Source organism: Megasphaera sp. SW808 (genome assembly GCF_012027795.1).
Taxonomy (GTDB): Bacteria; Bacillota; Negativicutes; order Veillonellales; family Megasphaeraceae; genus Megasphaera; species Megasphaera stantonii.
In genome coordinates this window covers 146,069-164,557 of record NZ_SJOT01000001.1, presented here as the reverse complement: position 1 = coordinate 164,557, position 18,489 = coordinate 146,069, and the positions used below count along the sequence as shown (strand labels likewise).

18 protein-coding genes and 1 riboswitch are annotated in these 18,489 nt (G+C 52.1%); of the genes, 3 read left to right on the top strand and 15 right to left on the bottom strand.

Annotated elements, in window-relative coordinates:
- Window positions 1-152: 152 nt before the first annotated feature.
- Together E0L13_RS00765 and E0L13_RS00760 are read left to right on the top strand one after the other, a co-directional pair.
- Window positions 153-1,556, top strand: a complete 1,404-nt coding sequence (locus E0L13_RS00765; RefSeq protein WP_168059582.1) for an FAD-binding oxidoreductase — start codon at window positions 153-155, stop codon at window positions 1,554-1,556.
- Window positions 1,557-1,630: 74 nt separating this feature from the next.
- Window positions 1,631-1,762, top strand: a riboswitch (FMN riboswitch).
- A gap of 97 nt (window positions 1,763-1,859) precedes the next feature.
- Window positions 1,860-3,077 (top strand): bifunctional 3,4-dihydroxy-2-butanone-4-phosphate synthase/GTP cyclohydrolase II, encoded by a 1,218-nt coding sequence (locus E0L13_RS00760; RefSeq protein ID WP_087476789.1) that lies wholly within the window; start codon window positions 1,860-1,862, stop codon window positions 3,075-3,077.
- Window positions 3,078-3,156: 79 nt separating this feature from the next.
- Here E0L13_RS00760 and E0L13_RS00755 read toward each other — a convergent pair whose 3' ends face one another.
- Window positions 3,157-3,744, bottom strand: a complete 588-nt coding sequence (locus E0L13_RS00755; protein WP_233127885.1) for a Crp/Fnr family transcriptional regulator — start codon at window positions 3,742-3,744, stop codon at window positions 3,157-3,159.
- Window positions 3,745-3,951: 207 nt separating this feature from the next.
- Here E0L13_RS00755 and E0L13_RS00750 point away from each other — a divergent pair, with 207 nt between their 5' ends.
- Window positions 3,952-4,686: a 4Fe-4S binding protein gene (locus E0L13_RS00750; RefSeq protein WP_154877470.1), complete on the top strand. Its 735-nt coding sequence runs from the start codon at window positions 3,952-3,954 to the stop codon at window positions 4,684-4,686.
- A 102-nt stretch (window positions 4,687-4,788) separates the two neighbouring features.
- Here E0L13_RS00750 and E0L13_RS00745 read toward each other — a convergent pair whose 3' ends face one another.
- From E0L13_RS00745 to E0L13_RS00680, 14 genes are all read right to left on the bottom strand, one after another.
- Complete coding sequence (locus E0L13_RS00745; protein WP_087476787.1) at window positions 4,789-5,229, bottom strand: Lrp/AsnC family transcriptional regulator; 441 nt, start codon at window positions 5,227-5,229, stop codon at window positions 4,789-4,791.
- Between the two features lie 120 nt (window positions 5,230-5,349).
- Window positions 5,350-6,294 carry an FAD:protein FMN transferase gene (locus E0L13_RS00740; protein ID WP_168059580.1) on the bottom strand — a complete coding sequence of 315 codons (945 nt, stop codon included), beginning with the start codon at window positions 6,292-6,294 and terminating at the stop codon, window positions 5,350-5,352.
- A 118-nt stretch (window positions 6,295-6,412) separates the two neighbouring features.
- Complete coding sequence (gene rnfB / locus E0L13_RS00735) at window positions 6,413-7,258, bottom strand: RnfABCDGE type electron transport complex subunit B (RefSeq protein ID WP_087476785.1); 846 nt, start codon at window positions 7,256-7,258, stop codon at window positions 6,413-6,415.
- A 27-nt stretch (window positions 7,259-7,285) separates the two neighbouring features.
- Window positions 7,286-7,861, bottom strand: coding sequence for an RnfABCDGE type electron transport complex subunit A (locus E0L13_RS00730; RefSeq protein ID WP_087476784.1), 576 nt, complete (start codon window positions 7,859-7,861; stop codon window positions 7,286-7,288).
- The gene (gene rsxE / locus E0L13_RS00725; RefSeq protein ID WP_087476783.1) at window positions 7,861-8,484 is read right to left on the bottom strand and encodes an electron transport complex subunit RsxE; all 624 of its coding nucleotides are present in this window, start codon (window positions 8,482-8,484) and stop codon (window positions 7,861-7,863) included. The genes E0L13_RS00730 and rsxE overlap by 1 nt, the downstream gene beginning before the upstream one ends.
- Window positions 8,484-9,083, bottom strand: coding sequence for an RnfABCDGE type electron transport complex subunit G (locus E0L13_RS00720; protein WP_087476782.1), 600 nt, complete (start codon window positions 9,081-9,083; stop codon window positions 8,484-8,486). The genes rsxE and E0L13_RS00720 overlap by 1 nt, the downstream gene beginning before the upstream one ends.
- A 1-nt stretch (window position 9,084) precedes the next feature.
- Window positions 9,085-10,119, bottom strand: a complete 1,035-nt coding sequence (locus E0L13_RS00715) for an RnfABCDGE type electron transport complex subunit D (RefSeq protein ID WP_087476781.1) — start codon at window positions 10,117-10,119, stop codon at window positions 9,085-9,087.
- Window positions 10,120-10,142: 23 nt separating this feature from the next.
- Window positions 10,143-11,486 carry an electron transport complex subunit RsxC gene (gene rsxC / locus E0L13_RS00710; RefSeq protein ID WP_168059578.1) on the bottom strand — a complete coding sequence of 448 codons (1,344 nt, stop codon included), beginning with the start codon at window positions 11,484-11,486 and terminating at the stop codon, window positions 10,143-10,145.
- 743 nt (window positions 11,487-12,229) lie between these two features.
- Window positions 12,230-13,837 carry a CTP synthase gene (locus tag E0L13_RS00705; protein WP_168059576.1) on the bottom strand — a complete coding sequence of 536 codons (1,608 nt, stop codon included), beginning with the start codon at window positions 13,835-13,837 and terminating at the stop codon, window positions 12,230-12,232.
- 83 nt (window positions 13,838-13,920) lie between these two features.
- A complete protein-coding gene (argS, locus tag E0L13_RS00700; RefSeq protein WP_168059575.1) occupies window positions 13,921-15,585 on the bottom strand; it encodes an arginine--tRNA ligase in 1,665 nt (554 codons plus the stop codon).
- On the bottom strand, window positions 15,548-16,012 hold the full coding sequence (locus E0L13_RS00695) for a DUF1934 domain-containing protein (RefSeq protein ID WP_087476777.1): 465 nt from the start codon (window positions 16,010-16,012) through the stop codon (window positions 15,548-15,550). The genes argS and E0L13_RS00695 overlap by 38 nt, the downstream gene beginning before the upstream one ends.
- Window positions 16,013-16,102: 90 nt before the next feature.
- Window positions 16,103-16,855 carry a TIGR03915 family putative DNA repair protein gene (locus E0L13_RS00690; protein ID WP_168059574.1) on the bottom strand — a complete coding sequence of 251 codons (753 nt, stop codon included), beginning with the start codon at window positions 16,853-16,855 and terminating at the stop codon, window positions 16,103-16,105.
- On the bottom strand, window positions 16,852-18,108 hold the full coding sequence (locus E0L13_RS00685) for a putative DNA modification/repair radical SAM protein (protein WP_168059573.1): 1,257 nt from the start codon (window positions 18,106-18,108) through the stop codon (window positions 16,852-16,854). Before E0L13_RS00685 ends, E0L13_RS00690 begins: the two co-directional genes overlap by 4 nt.
- A 118-nt stretch (window positions 18,109-18,226) precedes the next feature.
- Entirely contained in the window at window positions 18,227-18,382 is a 156-nt protein-coding gene (locus tag E0L13_RS00680; protein ID WP_162860305.1) for a hypothetical protein, read from the bottom strand.
- Window positions 18,383-18,489: the final 107 nt, after the last annotated feature.

Here is an 18,489-nt window from a genome sequence, read left to right as displayed (position 1 = left end):
TTAATATAGGCACTGCAACACGCATGCTATAAGTATACCTTCATTTTCACTTAAGATAAAGTTTTTTCTCGATTTAATACGGCCCACTTTCGCAAACGCCGCTGATATTATATAATAGAACGTAAACTATGAAGAAACAGAGGTCTTTGCTCATGAGATATGAACCGATTACTCCTGAAATTTTAAAAAAACTGCAGACTGCCGTCGGCCCTAAAAACGTCACGACAGATCCGGATAAAATGCAGCCCTACTCCCACGACGAAGTGACCGACCCGGCGTACCACCACATGCCCGAAGCCGTCGTCTTTGCCGAAACGGCCGAGCAGGTCGCCGCTGTCGTCCAGCTGGCCAACGACTATCATTTTCCCGTCGTGCCCCGCGGGGCCGGTACAGGGCTGGCCTGCGGCGCAGTGCCTATTTACGGCGGCGTCGTCCTGTCCCTGGAAAAAATGAACCGCATTCTGGAAATTAACGAAGACGCCTTATACGCCGTCGTAGAACCGGGCGTCCGCACGTCGGACCTGCAGGACGCAGCCGAAGCCAAGGGTCTGTTCTACGCCGGCGACCCCTGCAGCGGCGACTCCTGCTTTATCGGCGGCAATATCGCCACCAACGCCGGCGGCAACCGGGCTGTCAAATACGGTACGACGCGCCATCAGGTATACGACGTGGAAATCGTCAATCCGACGGGCCGCATCGTCCAGCTCGGCGCACGCCTGCAGAAGCAATCGACAGGCTACTGCCTCGAGCAGCTGGTCATCGGCTCGGAAGGCACGCTGGGCATCATCACCAAGGCGACGGTCAAGCTCCTGCCGAAGCCTAAATACGCCCTCGATCTGCTGGCCGTTTTCGATTCGCCGGAACAAGCCATCGGCGCCGTCGGAGCCATTTTAAAGCAAGGCATCGTCCCGACCTGCGTCGAATATATGGACAATATTACCATTCAATCTGTAGAAAGATATCTCCATGAAAAGCTGCAGGGCAGCGATTCGGGAAATTACCTCATCGTCGAAGTCGAAGGCATCAATGAAGACGACCTGGACGACAAGGCCGTCGCTTTAGACGAGCTCTGCACGCACCACGGCGCGTCGTCGGTCCTCGTCGCCGACCACAATAAAATCTGGCAGGCCCGCAAGGCCTTCGCCGAAGCAGTCCGCGCCGAAAGCCTCATCGTCAGTAAAGAAGACGTCGTCGTCCCCGTCGACCAGGAACCGCTCCTGCTGGCGGAAATTCTCCGCCTGGCCGGCAAATACGGCCTGATCACCCGCATTGCCAGCCACGCCGGCGACGGCAACATCCATCTCAACATCTTAAAGCCCGACGATACGCCCTACGAAGACTGGGCCCGCCGGGTCGAACAAAACCAGCAGGAGCTGTACGCCTTCATCTACGCCCACGGCGGCCGTTTATCGGGCGAGCACGGCATCGGCTTTAAGCGGAAGCATTTAATGGAAGAATTTACCAATCCCGACGAGCTGGCCATGATGAAAGCTATCAAAAAGGCCCTGGACCCCAGCAATATCCTCAATCCGGGCAAAATATTCGACATAGAATAGGCCTGTCCCAGCCCGGCCGGCCGCGGCGGCTCTTGCCAAGGATAGCCATTCTGTGTATAATGATTCATGTAGTCATATATCTTCAGGGCAGGGTGAAATTCCCGATCGGCGGTATAGTCCGCGAACGCTACGGCGTAGGAGCCATGTGCTCGTGATTTGGTGCGATTCCAAAACCGACAGTATAGTCTGGATGGAAGAAGATACGATGGAGCTGCCTCCGCGCAGCTTGTGTTGTGTTGACCAAAAAGCCCTGACGCTGCTGGACAGACCGTCAGGGCTTTATCATATTCAGGAGGTTTTATTGTGGCAAAGGAAAACAGAAAATTCAATACCGTAGAAGAAGCAATCGAAGAATTGCAAGCCGGGCATATCATCATCGTCACCGACGACCCGGATAGAGAAAATGAAGGCGACTTTATCTGCGCCGCCCAGTACTGCACGACAGAAAACATGAACTTCATGGCAACCCACGGCAAGGGCCTCATCTGCATGCCCATGAGCATCGAATACGCCCGCAAGCTCGGTTTGCCGCCGATGGTAAGCGACAATACGGACAATCACGAAACGGCCTTCACCGTCTCCATCGACCACGTCGATACGACGACGGGCATTTCCGCCGTAGAACGGGCGCTGACGGCCCGCAAATGCACGGAAGAAACGGCCCGTCCCGAAGACTTCCGCCGTCCCGGCCATAACTTCCCCTTAATCGCCAAGCGCGGCGGAGTCCTGGCCCGCAACGGCCATACGGAAGCGACGGTCGACCTCATGCGCCTCGCCGGCCTGAAGCAAGTCGGCCTGTGCTGCGAAATCATGGCCGACGACGGCACGATGATGCAGACGCCGCAGCTGTGGGAATTGGCCGACAAGTACAATTTAAAATTCATCACCATTCACGACCTGCAGAACTACTGCCGCCGTCACGACAAGCACGTCGTCCGCGAAGCCGTCGCTAAGATGCCGACGAAATTCGGCGAATTCAAAATTTACGGCTACGTCAACGACCTGACGGGCGAACACCACGTCGCCCTCGTCAAAGGCGACATCGGCGACGGTAAAAACCTGCTCTGCCGCGTCCACTCCGAATGCCTGACCGGCGACGTATTCGGCTCGTGCCGCTGCGACTGCGGCGAACAGCTGGCCGCTGCCATGACCCAGATCAACGCCGAAGGCCGGGGCATTCTCCTCTACATGCGCCAGGAAGGCCGGGGCATCGGCCTCATCAACAAGCTGAAGGCCTACGTCCTCCAGGAACAGGGCTATGACACCGTAGAAGCCAATGAAAAGCTGGGCTTTGCGCCAGACCTGCGCGAATATTGGATCGGCGCTCAGATTCTGCAGGATTTGGGCGCCAAAGAACTGCGCCTGCTGACGAACAACCCGGAAAAAATCTACGGCCTCGAAGGCTTCGGCGTAGAAATCGTAGAACGCGTGCCGATTGAAATGAAGCCCCAGGAATTCGACGAATTCTATTTGGAAACGAAAAAGCATAAGATGGGACATATTCTTCCCCACCTGCGCTAATACAGCGTAATTATCTAAGAAAAAGAGCAGCATGCAGATTCTGAATAACCATCGGAATTCTGCTGCTGCTCTTTTTGGCTTATACCTGCGGTTCTTTCAAAATAAACTTATCTTTGTAATAGTCAATCAGCCCATCTTTTTTCATCCGGCTCAGCTCTGCCGACATGGCGCTCCGGTCGACAGAGAGAAAATCGGCCAGCTGCTGTCGGTTAAAGGGCAGTGTAAACGACGAAGATTCCTGCCGCAGCGCTTCTTCCGACAAATAGAACATGAGCTTCTGCCGCGTCGACCGTTGTGACATATACCGTATTTTCTGCGTAAGCTGCATATTGCGCCGTGCCATGATAGCCAGAAGATTCAAAGCCACACGCTCCTGCGCTTTCGTTAAAACCTGACCGGCATGAATAATGCTGTTTACGTTGATGAACATAACTTCCGTATCGTCTAAGGCGGCAACATCTACTGTCGACTTTACATCAGGAAGACACGCAAAGGCTTCGCCAAATAAACTGCCGGGGCGAACTTGGGACAAGATGTTGCGGTTGCCCCAGTAATCTTCCTGCAGGATGTGCACCGTGCCGGATAAGACAATGCCGATTTGCTCAATTGTATCTCCTGCATAGAAAATAAAATTTCCTTTTTTGTATTTCTTTTTATATATGTCCATCGCATCCAGTAGTTTGCCAATATCTTCTGTCCCGATGTGAGCAAACAACTCAGAATGTTGAATGACTGGTAAAAAATATTGCAATTTCATTCACCTCGTTGCAAAAACAACAGATTTTTCCTGCCCTGTATAGTATACTTTCACCATAAGGCAGCACACTACATGCCCATGCTATTTACGTATATAAAACCACTGGAGGAATACATTATGATTAGAAGAATTATTCAAATTGATGAAGAAAAATGCAATGGCTGCGGTGCCTGCGCAGCAGCCTGCCACGAAGGGGCCATCGCCATGGTAGACGGAAAAGCACGCCTCATGCGCGACGATTACTGTGACGGACTAGGCGACTGCCTGCCCCACTGCCCGACGAACGCCATTACCTTTGTAGAGCGCGAAGCCGCTCCCTATGACGAAGCCGCCGTAAAGGCTAATATGAAAGCCAATGGTCTGAAACATACTGGCGGATGTCCCGGCAGCCAGTCCCGCGTACTTTCTCACGGCTGCCCCGGACAGGCAGCCATGTCTCTTCAGACGGCTGCAGCCGAACTTCCCAACACGCCGGCAGTCGCACAATCGCAGCTGCGCCAATGGCCCGTACAAATCAAACTCGTGCCGGTCAAAGCAGACTATTTCGACGGAGCCCATCTGCTCATCGCAGCGGACTGCACGGCCTATGCCTACGCTCGGTTCCATGAAGATTTCATTCGCAATAAAATTACGATTGTCGGCTGCCCTAAGCTGGACAGCATTGACTATTCCGAAAAATTGACTGAAATCATCAAACAAAATGATATCAAAGATGTCACCATTGTCCGCATGGAGGTTCCTTGCTGCGGCGGCTTGGAAATGGCTGCAAAAAAAGCACTCCAGCAAAGCGGAAAATTTATTCCCTGGCAGGTAAAGACCATTACGATCGACGGCCGCATCAAGGAAGATTAATGTCCTGACCTAAAACGATTCCCCATCTTTCATATTGTAAAAAAAGAAGCTTATCTTTCATAGGATAAGCTTCTTTTTTATGGAGAGAAAATTCGTACCGTCTTATACGTTCCATTCTTCTTTCAGCGTAGACAAGCACATAAAGGTCTGAGACGACGAAACCGTCGGGATTTCGTTTAGCTCTTCCATAAGGAATTTTTCTAAATCATCAGGAGTTTTTACCAGCACTTTCAATAGGTAATCAAAGGCCCCCACAACGTGATGACACTCCAAGACCTGAGGGAATTGAACGACCTTTTCCCGGAATTCTTCGACGTCGCCAGACCGTTCCATATTAACCATAATAAAAGCCGTGACGTTGTATCCCGTCTTACGGCGGCTGATTTTTGCGCCATATCCTTCAATGATACCGGCGTGTTCCATTTTTCTGATTCGTTCTGCTACAGCCGGTATGGACAAACCGACAACTTTGCTGATTTCCGTAGCAGAAGCTTTTCCGTTTCGCTTCAAAATTGTCAAAATTTTGTCATCAATGTGATCCATATGTCGTTACCATCCTCTACAAATATTTATAGTTATATTATCTTACATTTTGAAGAAAAAGTAAATATTATTCAAGAAAATACTTCCGTTTCGCTTAAAATTTTACATGTAAGGGGATGGTTATTCAGCTATACGAAAGTCGGCGTTCATGTCGGAAAAACGGCTGCGGAACCCGTCGGTCATGTAAATCGTTCCATCGGTACCCGTAATTTCGCATTCTACGCCATCCATGCCGTTGATAAACGCCAGACCCTTCTGCGGGCCTAACACAAAGACGACCGTCGTCAAGATATCGCTGAGCATTCCCGCATGCTCCACGTCTCCGTCGATGACGATAGAGTCGCTCATAACGCCCGAATCGGCGGGATATCCCGTGACGGGATCAAAAATATGGTGATACCGCCTTCCATCCTGCATGAAGTACCGTTCATAATCGCCAGACGTCGATAAGGCCTGGTTTTCTATGCTCACGATGCCAAGGTATTCGCCGTTCGTATCCGAACGGGGGTGCTTCATACCGATGTTCCAGGCTTTGCCCTTGCTCGTCTTGCCGACGGCGTACATAGAACTGGCGCCCATATTGATCAGCCCGCTTTCAATATGATGGGCTTCGTAAATCTTGCGAACCTCATCAACGGCGTAGCCTTTGGCGACGCCGCCCAGGTCGATGGACATACCAGCCTTGGCCAGCATGACGCTGTGATCTTCCGGACGAAGGAGGATATCCTTATAGTTGACGTGCTGCATCGCTTCGGCCAGCGCTCCCGCTTCGGGAACGTGCTGATTTTCCGTCCCAATCTGCCAGAGATTGGTAATAATGCCGACGGTAATATCCCACTCGCCGCTGCTTCGTTCCGAAAAGCCCTTAGCAAAGGAAATCATCTCATATACCGCCGGGTCTACCTGCACGTAATGAGATCCAGCGGCGGCGTTGATCTTGCTCACGTCGCTGTCGGGATTCTGCGAGCTTGCCAAGGCATCCAGCCGCGCGATGCGGGCAAAGCTTTCATCTACGGCTTTCTGGGCATCTTTCCCAGTCGCCCGCAGGGAAACGGTCGTATCCATGGCAATACCGCTCCTATCATAAGAAGACTCCGGATGCAGAGAGCATCCGGAGCAACTCATCACGACCAGGAAAGCGGCAGTAAGAATATATCTTGCCCTGCGTTTCCAGTTCATCATATTAACCTATCTTTTCTTCTGCTTTTACGTCAGCCAGCAAGGAAGCAATCGCCTTCGTCGGGCATTTTGCTACGCATGTAGCTTCTTCGCAGTTATGGCAGATTTCCGGATTGACGACAGCCAAATGGTCGACAACCTTAACGCCGCCTTCATGAGCACAATTCTTCACGCACAGACCGCAGCCGATACAAGCAGCCGAGCAATCTTTACGAGCTACGGCGCCCATTTCTTTAGACGAGCAGCTGACGGAAACCTTCGCGCTGATCGGCAGCAATTCAATGACGTGGTTCGGACAAATGCTGGCGCATTTACCGCAGCCGGTGCACAGCTGCTTATTAACCTTCGGAAGGCCGTCTTCACCCATGGTCATAGCACCGAAGGGGCAGGCCTTTACGCAGTTGCCGAAACCGAGACAGCCGTATTTGCAGAATTTCGGACCCTGCTGTACGATTTTAGCGGCAGCGCAGTCATGAACGCCTTTGTATTCATAGGCCAATTTCGCGATGCCGTTGCCGCCGCGGCAGCGGATGTGAGCGTATTTCGGTTCCGTAGCTTCGGCAACCTTACCGGTCAGCTGTGCAACGATAGCTGCAACTTCAGCTTTACCGGGAACGCAAAGGTTAGGCGGAACATCGGGATCAAGAACGACAGCTTCTGCGTATTTAGCGCAGCCAGGGAATCCGCAGGCGCCGCACTGGCCTTTTGGCAATGCTTCTTCAACTTCGCCGATAAGCGGATTTTCTTCCATGGCGAACTTCTTATCTGCAAATGCAAGGACAAAGCCAAACACTACGCCGATGCAAGTCAGAATAACGACTGCCATGATTGCAATCTCAGTGTAATTCATAATAAATATTCCAACTCCTTTGCGTAATTAAATCATACCGGAGAAACCAAGGAAGGCCAACGAAAGCATACCGGCAACGATGAAGGCAATCGGAGTGCCTTTCAGCGAATGGGGTACGTCGGCAAAATCCAGTTTTTCACGGGCGCTGGCCATGAGGACGAGGGCAAGCGCAAAGCCTAAGCCGGAACCAATAGCAAATACGAGGTTTTCGAGGAAGTCGTAGTTGCTGGTAATGCTGATAACCGGTACGGACAATACGATACAGTTCGTAGCGATCAGCATGAGGTAAATGCCCCACATGTTATACAGCGTCGGGGACATCTTTTTAATGACGATTTCCAACAGCTGTACGAAGCTTGCGATCAAGATAACGAAAGAAATCGTACGAAGGAACGTCAGATCAAACGGAACTAATACATAGTTGTACAAAAGCCAAGCGAGAACCGTACTCATCGTCAAGACGGATGTTACGGCAAAGCCCATGCCTACAGAAGCGTTGAGGTTTTTGGATACGCCGAAGAAGATACATAGGCCGAGGAACTTCGTCAATACGAAGTTATTGATCAATACAGCGCCGACAAACAGCGTAAAGTATTCGCCCATTATCCTTCACTCCCTTTCAGTTGTCTTGCTCTTTCGCGGGATTCATTCCAGATCTTAATGCCGGCCATCATGAAGCCGATGAGCATGAATGCTCCAGGCGGCAGAGCCAAAATCAGAGCAGGCTGGTATTCCGGCCCGAACATCGGAGTGCCGAGCAGCGTACCGTTGCCGAAGAGTTCACGAACGACGGAAATGCAGATCATAGCGATGGTAAAGCCGACGCCCATGCCCATGCCGTCGAGGAAGGAAACGACGATGCCGTTCTTCGAAGCGATGGATTCAGCACGTGCCAGGATAATAGCAAATACGACGACCAAGTCGAGGTATACGCCGAGTGCCTGGTACAAATCCGGAGCAAACGCCTGAAGGAACAGCTGTACGCACGTTACGATCGTAGCGATACAGGTAATGTATACAGGTACGCGTACCTTTTTGTTAATGGTCTTACGAATGATAGATACGACTACGTTGTTGGACGTAATAACAAACCATACTGTCAAACCCATGGTCAAACCGTTGACTACGCTCGTCGTAACGGCAAGGCCCGGGCACAAGCTCAAGGCTAATACGAAATACGGGTTTTCTTCAATAATGCCTCTGCTAAATACTTTCCAAAGACTCATTATTTATTGCCTCCCTTCGTTGCGCCGGCAGCGGGCTGGGAAGAAGCGCTCTGGCCACTCAAAGCAGCTGCTTTTTCAATCGCTTCTTTAACGCCTGCAGAGAAAGCGCGGGAAGAAATCGTAGCACCGGTCAAAGCCTGAATTTTATTCGGCTGATTCGGTTCTTTCGTTACTTCCAGGCCGTCGATTTTCTTGCCTTTGAACTGATCTTTAAACGGAGATTTCGCGCCCTTGTCGCCAAGGCCCGGCGTTTCGTTTGCAGCAAGAACGGTGTAATCGATAACGGTGCCGTCGGCAGATACAGCCGTCAGCATTTTAATCGGGCCGCCGTATCCTTTCGGAGCCGTCGGAATGATGTAAGCTACGGTTTTGCCGCCTTTTTCAGCGATAAACGTATCAGCTTCGCCCTGTACGGGAACGAATTTATCAGCGTCCGCAACCAAGGCCTTCATGGAATCCTGTTTCATCTGTTCTGCTTTGTCGGCTGCAATCGGGCCGGTAATAAAGAAGACGACGCCGATGATACAACCCGAAACTAAACAGGTCAGAATAAGATTCAATGCAACCTTAATGATGCTGTTTCCATGATTGTCTGTCATGTTATTTTGCCCCCTTTGTTTTAACTTCACCAAAGACGGTCGGTTTTACAAGGCGGTCGATAAGCGGCGTCAATGCGTTCATCAAGAGGATGGAATAGCAAACGCCTTCAGGATAACCGCCGAAGAGACGAATCAACACGGTGATAAGACCTGCGCCTAAAGCGAAGATGATTTGGCCTTTCAAGGTAATCGGAGCCGTTACCATATCCGTTGCCATGAAGAACGCGCCGATGATAAGGCCGCCGGCCATCATCTGGAACAACGCAACGTTGGGGCCGTAAGCAACGCACATGAGAACGCCGACAGTAGCGATCATGACGACAGGAACCTGCCAGTTGACATAGCCCTTATAAATGAGGTACAAGCCGCCGAGGATCAGGAGAACCGTAGAGGTTTCGCCCAAAGAACCATTGCGCGTACCGATGAACAGGCTCTGGTAAATCGTGCCCCAGTCGTTCGTGCCGAACAGCTGGAACAGCGCATCCGTGCCGCCGTGTTTGAATACGTTCAGCGGCGTAGCGCCGGCAACGCCGTCAACGACCGTGCCGTTGAGCTGCGTCCACGTCGTCATAGCGACAGGCCAGGAAACCATCAAGCCTGCACGGCCGACGTGAGCCGGGTTGAAGAGGTTATGGCCAAGGCCGCCCATGGACTGCTTGCAGACGACGATAGCCAGGAAGGAGCCGATGATGCTCATCCACCAGGGAAGGCTCGGCGGGCAGCACATAGCCAGCAAAAGGCCGGTGATAACAGCGGAACCATCTTTAATGGTTACCTTTCTGTGCATACCTTTTTCCCATAAAAATTCGAAAACAACTGCGGAAACAATGGCTACTACGATATTGACGAGGGCATTGACGCCAAAGTAGTAAACGCCAAACGCAGCGGCAGGCACGAGGGCGGCAACGACGCTCCACATAATTTTAGGGACCGTTTCGTTACAGCGAACATGCGGCGAAGATGATACAGTAAGTTTTAATTCCTGCATGTCTTTAGCATCCTTTCCTATAGTTTGTCCTTTAGCTTCTGGACTCATGATATCCCTTCTTCCATTAGATCTTAAGCCTTCTGTGCTTTAGCCTGAGCGGCTGCCTGAATGGCTTTGCACTGAGCTTTTGCATTGCGGATATACTGGACGATGTTGCGTTTTGCCGGGCAAGTGTATACGCAGCTGCCGCATTCGACGCAGTTCATAACACCGTATTCCATGCACTTATCCCATGCCTGGCAAGAAGCGAAGATGCTCAGCTGGCTCGGAACCAAACCCATCGGACAGGCGGTGACGCAGCGGCCGCAGCGGATGCACGATTCTTCTTCGCCGACCTGGCATTTTTCCGGAGACAAGGCGAGGATACCGGAAGCGCCTTTTGTAATAGGAACATCAAGCTGGTACTGGGCGAGACCCATCATTGGGCCGCCGGCAATAATGCGGTCCGGCTGCTGAGAAAAGCCGCCGCAGTAATCGATAGCTTCCTGGAAGGTCGTACCGATACGCAGGGACAGGTTCTTCGGTTCTTTGATGCAGTCGCCCGTAACCGTCGTCAATCGTTCGATGAAGGGGATGCCGTGGCATACGGCGTCGGTAATAGCGATAACCGTGCCGACGTTGCTTACGACGCAGCCGACGTTCATCGGCAATCCGCCCGGTTCAACCTGACGGCCCGTGCAGGCTTCGATCATCATTTTTTCAGCGCCCTGCGGGTATTTCGTCTTGCAGGTTACGACTGTAACTTCGGGAATATCTTTGAAAGCTTCCGTCATGTTCTTAATCGCTTCCGGCTTGTTGTCTTCAATGCCGATGAAGCCCTGTTTTACGCCGAGAGCCTTCATGCAGATCTGTACGCCCGTTACGAGTTTTTCCGTCGTTTCTTTTTCAACCATGGCGCGGTAGTCGCAGGTCAGATACGGTTCGCATTCGGCGCCGTTTACGATAAAGGTGTCGACAGGTTTGTTCGGCGTCAATTTTACATGAGCAGGGAACGTAGCGCCGCCGCAGCCTACTACGCCGGCCTTTTTAATCAATTCAACGATTTCCTTGCTATCGAGCTGCTTCCAGTCGTGTTCTGCCGGAAGACCTTCTACCCATTCGTCTTTGCCATCTGCCTCAATAACGACAGCCATGCATTTGACCATCATATTATGCGGCATCGGAGCTACCTTGACGACTTTACCGGACGTAGAAGCGTGAATGTCAGCATGCAGGAAGGCATCGCTGGTCCCAATAACCTGGCCTTTTTTTACCAGGTCGCCAACCTTGACTGTCGGAGTACAAGGAGCACCAAAATGCTGGCTCATAGGGATGACTACTTGATCCGGTACTGCCGGGGTTTCAATGGCTTTATCCTTAGCGTAGATTTTGCCATCATCAGGATGAACCCCACCTCTTTTAAAGGTATTCAACATCAAAAATCACCTCATTAATATATAATGAAAAATAATAAAAACATGAAGCAACTATTTCGGATACGCGGCGCCCCAGCTGCGCTGCAGCCTGCGCGCGCCTGTTCCTGCCGACTGCGCCGCCGTACAGGCCGCTGCCGCCGCAGTGCTGCCGGCCAGATTCCGACGACACTACGCCGCATGTCCAAGGGTGCTCCCTTCACGCGTTTTCGTACCCGCCCTGCAAAGGCATTTGATACAAGCATGCGTTGCAGCCGGTTTATCCCATCGTTTTCCTTCTGCATAAGCCGGCTGACTAGAAAAAATAAATCGAAAGAAAGTCCGCTTCATTTCCGAGACATACTTTCAATCGCCTATATTATATCATCATATATTCTAATATTCAATGTGAAAATTAGAGCAAAGACGGCGATTCTGGCGAATTTTTCGCATATATGTCATCCCCGATTGGCGGCAAAAGAAGGGCAAAAAATTCAATAAATATTCAAAACAGCAAATTTACGTGTTTTTTACAATTCGCACCAAAGGAGTGTCTTTTCCCCTATTGGTACGCATTATTGCACATTTTGCATCCATGATATTTCATCATATTTATTATTCTTTTATCGTTTCATCTTATTAAAAATAATTCCCATGACGATGTGTTCTTCTTGTCACATATATATCTTTCTGTTTTTCAGGAGCATATATAAAAAACAGAGGTTTTCCGCTGAAAAACCTCTGTTTTACAAAGTCAAAATTTATTTTTATTTCTTTAAATCCAACGCCGTCTTGATCAGGCCCTTGAACAAGGGATGGGCCTTCGTCGGACGGGATTTGAATTCCGGATGGAACTGGCAGCCGACGAACCAGGGATGATCCTTGATTTCAACGATTTCGACAAGGCGATCGTCCGGCGACGTGCCCGAAATCACCAGGCCTGCTTCGCTGAGCTCCGTTCTGTATTTATTGTTGAATTCCCAGCGGTGGCGATGGCGTTCGTAAATGAGGTGCTCGCCGTATACATCGAAGGCCTTCGTGTCCTCTTTCAGCTTGCAGGGATATACGCCTAAGCGCATCGTGCCGCCTTTGTCGGAAATATCGACCTGATCCGGCATGAGATCGATGACGGGGAAGGCTGCGTCTTCATTGAATTCCGAGGACGTAGCGCCCTCGAGGCCGCCGACGTGGCGGGCAAATTCCATAACGGCGCACTGCATACCGAGGCATAAGCCCAGGAAGGGAATCTTGTGCTCGCGGGCGTACTGGACGGCGCGGATTTTGCCTTCAATGCCGCGGTTGCCGAACCCACCGGGAACGACGATGCCGTCAATGCCCTGGAATACGTCTTCCATCGAAACGGCCGGGTCTTCCAGCGATTCCGAATCAATCCAATGGATATTGATCTTGGACTTGTAGGCGATGCCGGCATGGTTCAGGGCTTCGGCGACGCTCAAATAGGCGTCGTGAAGAGCGACGTACTTACCGACGAGGGCGATATCCAATTCGTTTTCCGTGTGGTAAATATCGTATACCATCTGCTTCCAGTCTTCCATGTCGCACGGTTTGTCCGGCAAATCCAGTTTTTCCAATACGATGCGGTCCATGCCTTCTTCCGCCAGGAGCAGCGGCACTTCGTAAATGCTGTTCAGCGTCTTGTTTTCAATCACGGCTTCCTTGTCGATGTCGCAGAACAAGGCCAGCTTCTCCTTCATATCGTCAGACAAGGGGCGTTCCGTACGGCAGACAATAATGTCCGGCTGAATGCCGATGCCGCGCAGTTCCTTGACGCTGTGCTGGGTCGGCTTGGTCTTCAATTCGCCGGCAGCGCCGATATACGGAACGAGGGTGACGTGAATGTACAGCACGTCGTTGCGGCCGACTTCCTTCTTAATCTGGCGGATAGCTTCCAGGAAGGGCAGGCTTTCAATATCGCCGACGGTGCCGCCGATTTCCGTAATGACGACGTCAGCGTTGTCGTCGTCGCCTACGCGGTACACGCGCTGCTTGATTTCATTGGTAATATGAGGGATAACCTGAACGGTATGACCCAAATAATCGCCGCGCCGTTCTTTCTGCAGGACAGACCAGTAAATCTTGCCGGTCGTAACGTTGGAGTTCTTGCCTAAGCTGATGTCGATAAAGCGTTCGTAATGACCTAAATCCAAATCTGTTTCCGTGCCGTCGTCTGTGACGAATACTTCCCCATGCTGATATGGGCTCATCGTACCGGGGTCGACGTTGATATACGGGTCAAATTTCTGAATCGTAACCTTGAAGCCGCGATTTTTCAGCAGCCGGCCCAAGGCCGCCGCCGTAATGCCTTTTCCCAATGAAGAAACAACCCCGCCTGTGACAAATATGTATTTAGCCATAATTCCTCCCTGCTGAGCTTGCGCTCCTATGAATACTGAATAACTATATGCTTGAAAAGTACGTAGTGTTTGTTTTTATTATATTACATTTTTTCAGGCGCAGAAACCCCTAAAATAGCCAAACTGTTGGCAATCGTAATCCGTACGGCCGTGACCAGGGCCAGGCGCGCCTTTTCCAGTTCCTTGTCTTCCTGAATGATGCGGCAGTGATTGTAGAACGTATGGAACAAGCCGGCCAGCTCGTGAGCAAAGTGAGCGATGCGGTGCGGCGCCCGTTCGCGGGCAGCCCGCTGTATTTCTTCCGGGAAGGCCGCCATCTTCTTGATCAGCTCCAGTTCCTGTTCGTCCTTCAGTTTAGCCCACTGCACGTCGGCCCAGTTCATGTCCAGCTCGTCGCCGGCTTCCTGAACCTGGCGGTAAATGCTGTAAATGCGGGCGTGGGCGTATTGGATGTAATATACGGGATTTTCGTTGCTGTGCGATTTTGCCAAATCCAAATCAAAATCGAGCTGCGTGTCGAGAGAACGCATGATGAAGAAATACCGGGCCGCGTCGGCTCCGACTTCTTCGATCAGCTCATTCAGCGTAATTGCCTGACCGGTACGCTTGGACATCTTGACCGGCTTGCCGTCACGGAATAAGCTGACCATCTGCAGGAGCAGTATTTCCAGCTTTTCCGGGTCGTAGCCGAGAGCCGCCATAGCCGCCTTGACGCGGGCCACGTAGCCGTGGTGGTCTGCCCCCCAGATATTGATGAGGCTGTTGAAGCCCCGGTCGTATTTATTCTTGTGATAAGCGATATCGGCGGCCAAATAGGTAGGTACGCCGTTGTCGCGAATGACGACGCGGTCCTTATCGTCACCGTAATCCGTCGATTTCAGCCACAGCGCGCCGTCTTTTTCATACATCTTGCCGCGCTGCTTCAGCACATCACATGCCGCATGAATTGCATCGGGATGAAGTGTCCGTTCGCTGAACCACTTGTCAAAATGAACGTTGAAGGCAGCCAAATCCCGCTTTAAGGCTTTCAGCTTTTCAACATAGGCCCGGTCTTTAAACAGTTCCAGCCGTTCGTCTTCGGGCATATTCAAATAAGCATCGCCGTCCTGGTCGATAATAGCCTGGGCCGTATCGATGATGTCGTGGCCATGATAGCCGTTTTCCGGAATATCTGCTTCCCGTCCCAGCAGCTGCAAGTAGCGGGCGTTGACCGAGGCGGCCAGGTTATTCATCTGATTGCCTGCGTCGTTGATATAATATTCTGCCTGTACGTTGCAGCCGGCAGCGCGCAGCAAGTTGACGAGGGCGCTGCCGTACGCTGCGCCGCGGCCGTGGCCGACGTGAAGAGGGCCTGTCGGATTGGCGCTGACATATTCGACCTGTACCGTGTCTTCTTCACGCAGCGGTGCTTTGCCGTACTCGGCTCCGGCGGCCAGTATATTTTTCAGCGTATCGTAAATGACGTCATGCTTTAAAAAGAAATTAATGAATCCGGCGCCGGCGATTTCCGCCCGGTCCAGCCAAGGGTAGTCCATCTGCGCGACGATGGCTTCGGCAATCATCTTCGGCGCGCGGCGGGCAATGCGGGCCGACTGCATGGCAATATTGGTAGCAAAATCGCCGAATTCCTTCTGCGGCGGAACTTCCAGGCTGATAGCCGGATAGTCGCCGGCAGGAAGAGTCCCTGCCGCAATCGCTTTGTCCAGAGCTTCAGCAATGCCCTGTTTCAATAATTCCTTCATTTCCATTACAGTTATCCTCCTGCACAGTAATCGTTAATTGCGTATAGTTTGAACCGACGCCTTCCAAATCGACATCGTAGCCGAGATGAATCGTGCCGATGCCTTCGCATAGCTGAACGTCACACTCATAGGTTCTGAATGTGACGTTCAATGCGCCGACAGGCGTTTCATACTTAGAATGCGAAACCTTTCCCTTGCGGTATTCCTGACGCTGGTGCACCTTTCCGAGACGCAGCAGCATGACCGCGCCGTCCGGCAGGACTTTGATCACCGTCGTCACGCCTTCCATATCGGTCAGCTCGCTTTCTTCGTACACGATATACTGCGTGCGTTCTTTTTTATACGCCTTGCCTTCGGAAACGAGCTCGATAGCCAGCTCTTCTCCCTCTTCGTTGCGCTGAACGCTCTTTACCTTTACGATGACGGGCTTCATGCATTCCAACCTTTCTTATCATACTATCAATAATCCAATATTGCTATTATATAACAAGTGTCGGGAAAAAGAAATAGTTTATTTCGCGATTTACCGCGAATTCTCCCCGTCCCTGACTTCGATGATATAGGGCCAGTATTTTTTCGGCATGAACTGCCGGCGCAGCGGGTCGTTCCGCCGTTCGGCGATGGCAATAGTGCGGTAATACTGCTTCCACAAGGCGGCGAACTCTTCTTCCTGAGCCGACACGTCGACGCGCTGCAGTACCTTGGGAATTTCCACTAAAACCGCTTCATGGCGGTCATAATACACGCCTATGCGACGCCGCCTGTCGTGGATAACCCATTCTTCGCCGCCAAGGCGCTTCACAAAGTGAGGAGCCATGACCGGCACGACGCAGCACGTCGGCGCCAGAGGGCAGTACAACATGCCGCCCTTCAATTCCTGAAACCGCGCCAATCCCAGCAGCTTATGCCGCTCGTTTCCCGTCCTGCGGGCCCACTGGCGGACTTCCCAGACGGCAGGCTCGCTCAGATGCTGCAGAAACTCCCCCTTCAGCCGGAAGGCCAGCCGGATATACTGCAGCAGCTTCATTTCCCGCTGCGGTTGTTCCGCCAAAAAGGCGTAATACAGGAAATGGCAGGTCTTTCCGCCGCACTGGGCCTGCAATCCGTCCAGGATGCGCTTCGCTTTCCCGGCGTCTGCAGGCACATACTGCTGACGGCCAAACAAATCGCCCGCCCCGTCGCAGCATATGTCCTCCGTATGCTGCAGCCCGTCGTGCCAGGCGTCGAACACGGCGGACAGATAGCCGAAAAAGGACCCGTCGTATACATAGATCATGAGTTGACTCCTGCAAATAAATCCATCGGTTCATATCGCCCGGCCTGCTCCGCGCCCAAGAGGCGGCTGCGGATGTAGTCCGGCCGGTCCGATTCTCCGTAAAACCGTCCCCGGCAGGTGATGAAGTATTTGGCCCGTTTCAGGACGATGCCTAAGCGGCGCAGTGTATCGTAGGACAGCCACGCCGACCGGCGGGCCGCACAGATGCGTCGGGCCGACGTCACGCCGATGCCGGGAACGCGGAGCAGCATGTGATACGACGCCTTATTGATTTCTACGGGAAATACTTCGGGATGACGCAGGGCCCAGCAGGCCTTCGGGTCCAAATGGAGATCAAAATCCGGCTCGGCGTCGGTCAGGATTTCGTCGGCAGAAAACTGATAGTACCGCAGCAGCCAGTCGGCCTGATACAAGCGGTGCTCCCGCAGCAGTGGAGGCTGCGTCAGGGCCGGCAGGTTCGGGCCGGTCATAGCCGGCACATAGGCGGAATAGTAAACCCGCTTTAATGCAACCTGCTTGTACAGCGCTTCGCTGAGCCGCAGAATCGTCCGGTCGCTGTCCGGCGTCGCGCCGATGATGAGCTGCGTCGTCTGTCCTGCCGGCACAAAAGCCGGCGCTTTCCGGCTCGCCTTTCGATTCTCTCTTCGTTCGGCAATGCCGCTGCGGATTTCCCGCATGGGAAGGAGGATGTTTTCCTTTGTCTTCTGCGGCGCCAGCAATTTTAAGCCTGCCGAAGAGGGCAGCTCGATATTGACGCTCATGCGATCTACGTATTTCCCCAATTCGCGGATGAGGCGCGGGTCCGTCCCCGGGATGCCTTTCATATGAATATAGCCGTTGAAGTTCTTTTCTTCCCGCAGCGTCTTTGCCGTCCGAATCAGCAGCTCCGTCGTTTCGTCGGGCGAGCGGTACACGCCGGAGCTGAGAAATAATCCTTCAATATAATTGCGCCGATAAAACTCGACGGTCAGCTCGGCAATTTCCTCAGGCGACAGCATGGCCCGCTCCGTTTCATGGCTGCGGCGGTTTACGCAGTAGGCGCAGTCGTAAATGCAGTAATTCGTCATGAGGATTTTCAGCAGGGACACGCATCGCCCGTCGGCCGACCAGGTATGGCAGATGCCGCCGTACGCGCCGTTGCCGATACCGCCGGCCTTATTTTCCCGCCGGCTGCCGCTGGACGAGCACGACACGTCGTATTTTGCAGCGTCGCTCAAAATCGTCAGCTTTTTCTGCACAGCGTCCCATTTCATAAGCATCCCTCCTTGTTTACGTTATATCATACCACAAGACGGGCGATATTTCAAACATATGTTCCTAATATAAAACCGGCGCGTCCGCTTTGTTGCGAAACGCGCCGGTTTGCGGCGATTATAAATGGAGCCCTTCTTTTAATTGGGCAAAAATCTTTTCCTCTTCTTCTGTCAGTGAACGACCTAAATCAATGTGCAGCTCTTCGCCCTTGTTTTTAGCCTTTTCCTGCTCATGAGGGTCGCCGCTCTTGACGCTGTTGTCTCGGATAATCACCGTATTCACCTCCTGCGCGTCTTTAGAAAAAAAGGGCTAAACCGTATATGATTTAGCCCTTTAACCTTATGCGTTCTTACTCCACAACGAAAGACGCAGCGTTTGCA

Bases quoted from the DNA above. Each gene is read 5' to 3' on its own strand.
- rsxC (WP_168059578.1), bottom strand. From the start codon at position 11,486: ATGTTGAATACCTTTAAAAGAGGTGGGGTTCATCCTGATGATGGCAAA.
- E0L13_RS00745 (WP_087476787.1), bottom strand. From the start codon at position 5,229: ATGGATCACATTGATGACAAAATTTTGACAATTTTGAAGCGAAACGGA.
- E0L13_RS00695 (WP_087476777.1), bottom strand. From the start codon at position 16,012: ATGAAGCCCGTCATCGTAAAGGTAAAGAGCGTTCAGCGCAACGAAGAG.
- E0L13_RS00730 (WP_087476784.1), bottom strand. From the start codon at position 7,861: ATGGGCGAATACTTTACGCTGTTTGTCGGCGCTGTATTGATCAATAAC.
- E0L13_RS00765 (WP_168059582.1), top strand. From the start codon at position 153: ATGAGATATGAACCGATTACTCCTGAAATTTTAAAAAAACTGCAGACT.
- E0L13_RS00755 (WP_233127885.1), bottom strand. From the start codon at position 3,744: ATGGACATATATAAAAAGAAATACAAAAAAGGAAATTTTATTTTCTAT.
- E0L13_RS00750 (WP_154877470.1), top strand. From the start codon at position 3,952: ATGATTAGAAGAATTATTCAAATTGATGAAGAAAAATGCAATGGCTGC.
- argS (WP_168059575.1), bottom strand. From the start codon at position 15,585: ATGGAAATGAAGGAATTATTGAAACAGGGCATTGCTGAAGCTCTGGAC.
- rnfB (WP_087476785.1), bottom strand. From the start codon at position 7,258: ATGAATTACACTGAGATTGCAATCATGGCAGTCGTTATTCTGACTTGC.
- E0L13_RS00715 (WP_087476781.1), bottom strand. From the start codon at position 10,119: ATGAGTCCAGAAGCTAAAGGACAAACTATAGGAAAGGATGCTAAAGAC.
- E0L13_RS00685 (WP_168059573.1), bottom strand. From the start codon at position 18,108: ATGAAATGGGACGCTGTGCAGAAAAAGCTGACGATTTTGAGCGACGCT.
- E0L13_RS00705 (WP_168059576.1), bottom strand. From the start codon at position 13,837: ATGGCTAAATACATATTTGTCACAGGCGGGGTTGTTTCTTCATTGGGA.
- E0L13_RS00740 (WP_168059580.1), bottom strand. From the start codon at position 6,294: ATGGATACGACCGTTTCCCTGCGGGCGACTGGGAAAGATGCCCAGAAA.
- rsxE (WP_087476783.1), bottom strand. From the start codon at position 8,484: ATGAGTCTTTGGAAAGTATTTAGCAGAGGCATTATTGAAGAAAACCCG.
- E0L13_RS00690 (WP_168059574.1), bottom strand. From the start codon at position 16,855: ATGATCTATGTATACGACGGGTCCTTTTTCGGCTATCTGTCCGCCGTG.
- E0L13_RS00720 (WP_087476782.1), bottom strand. From the start codon at position 9,083: ATGACAGACAATCATGGAAACAGCATCATTAAGGTTGCATTGAATCTT.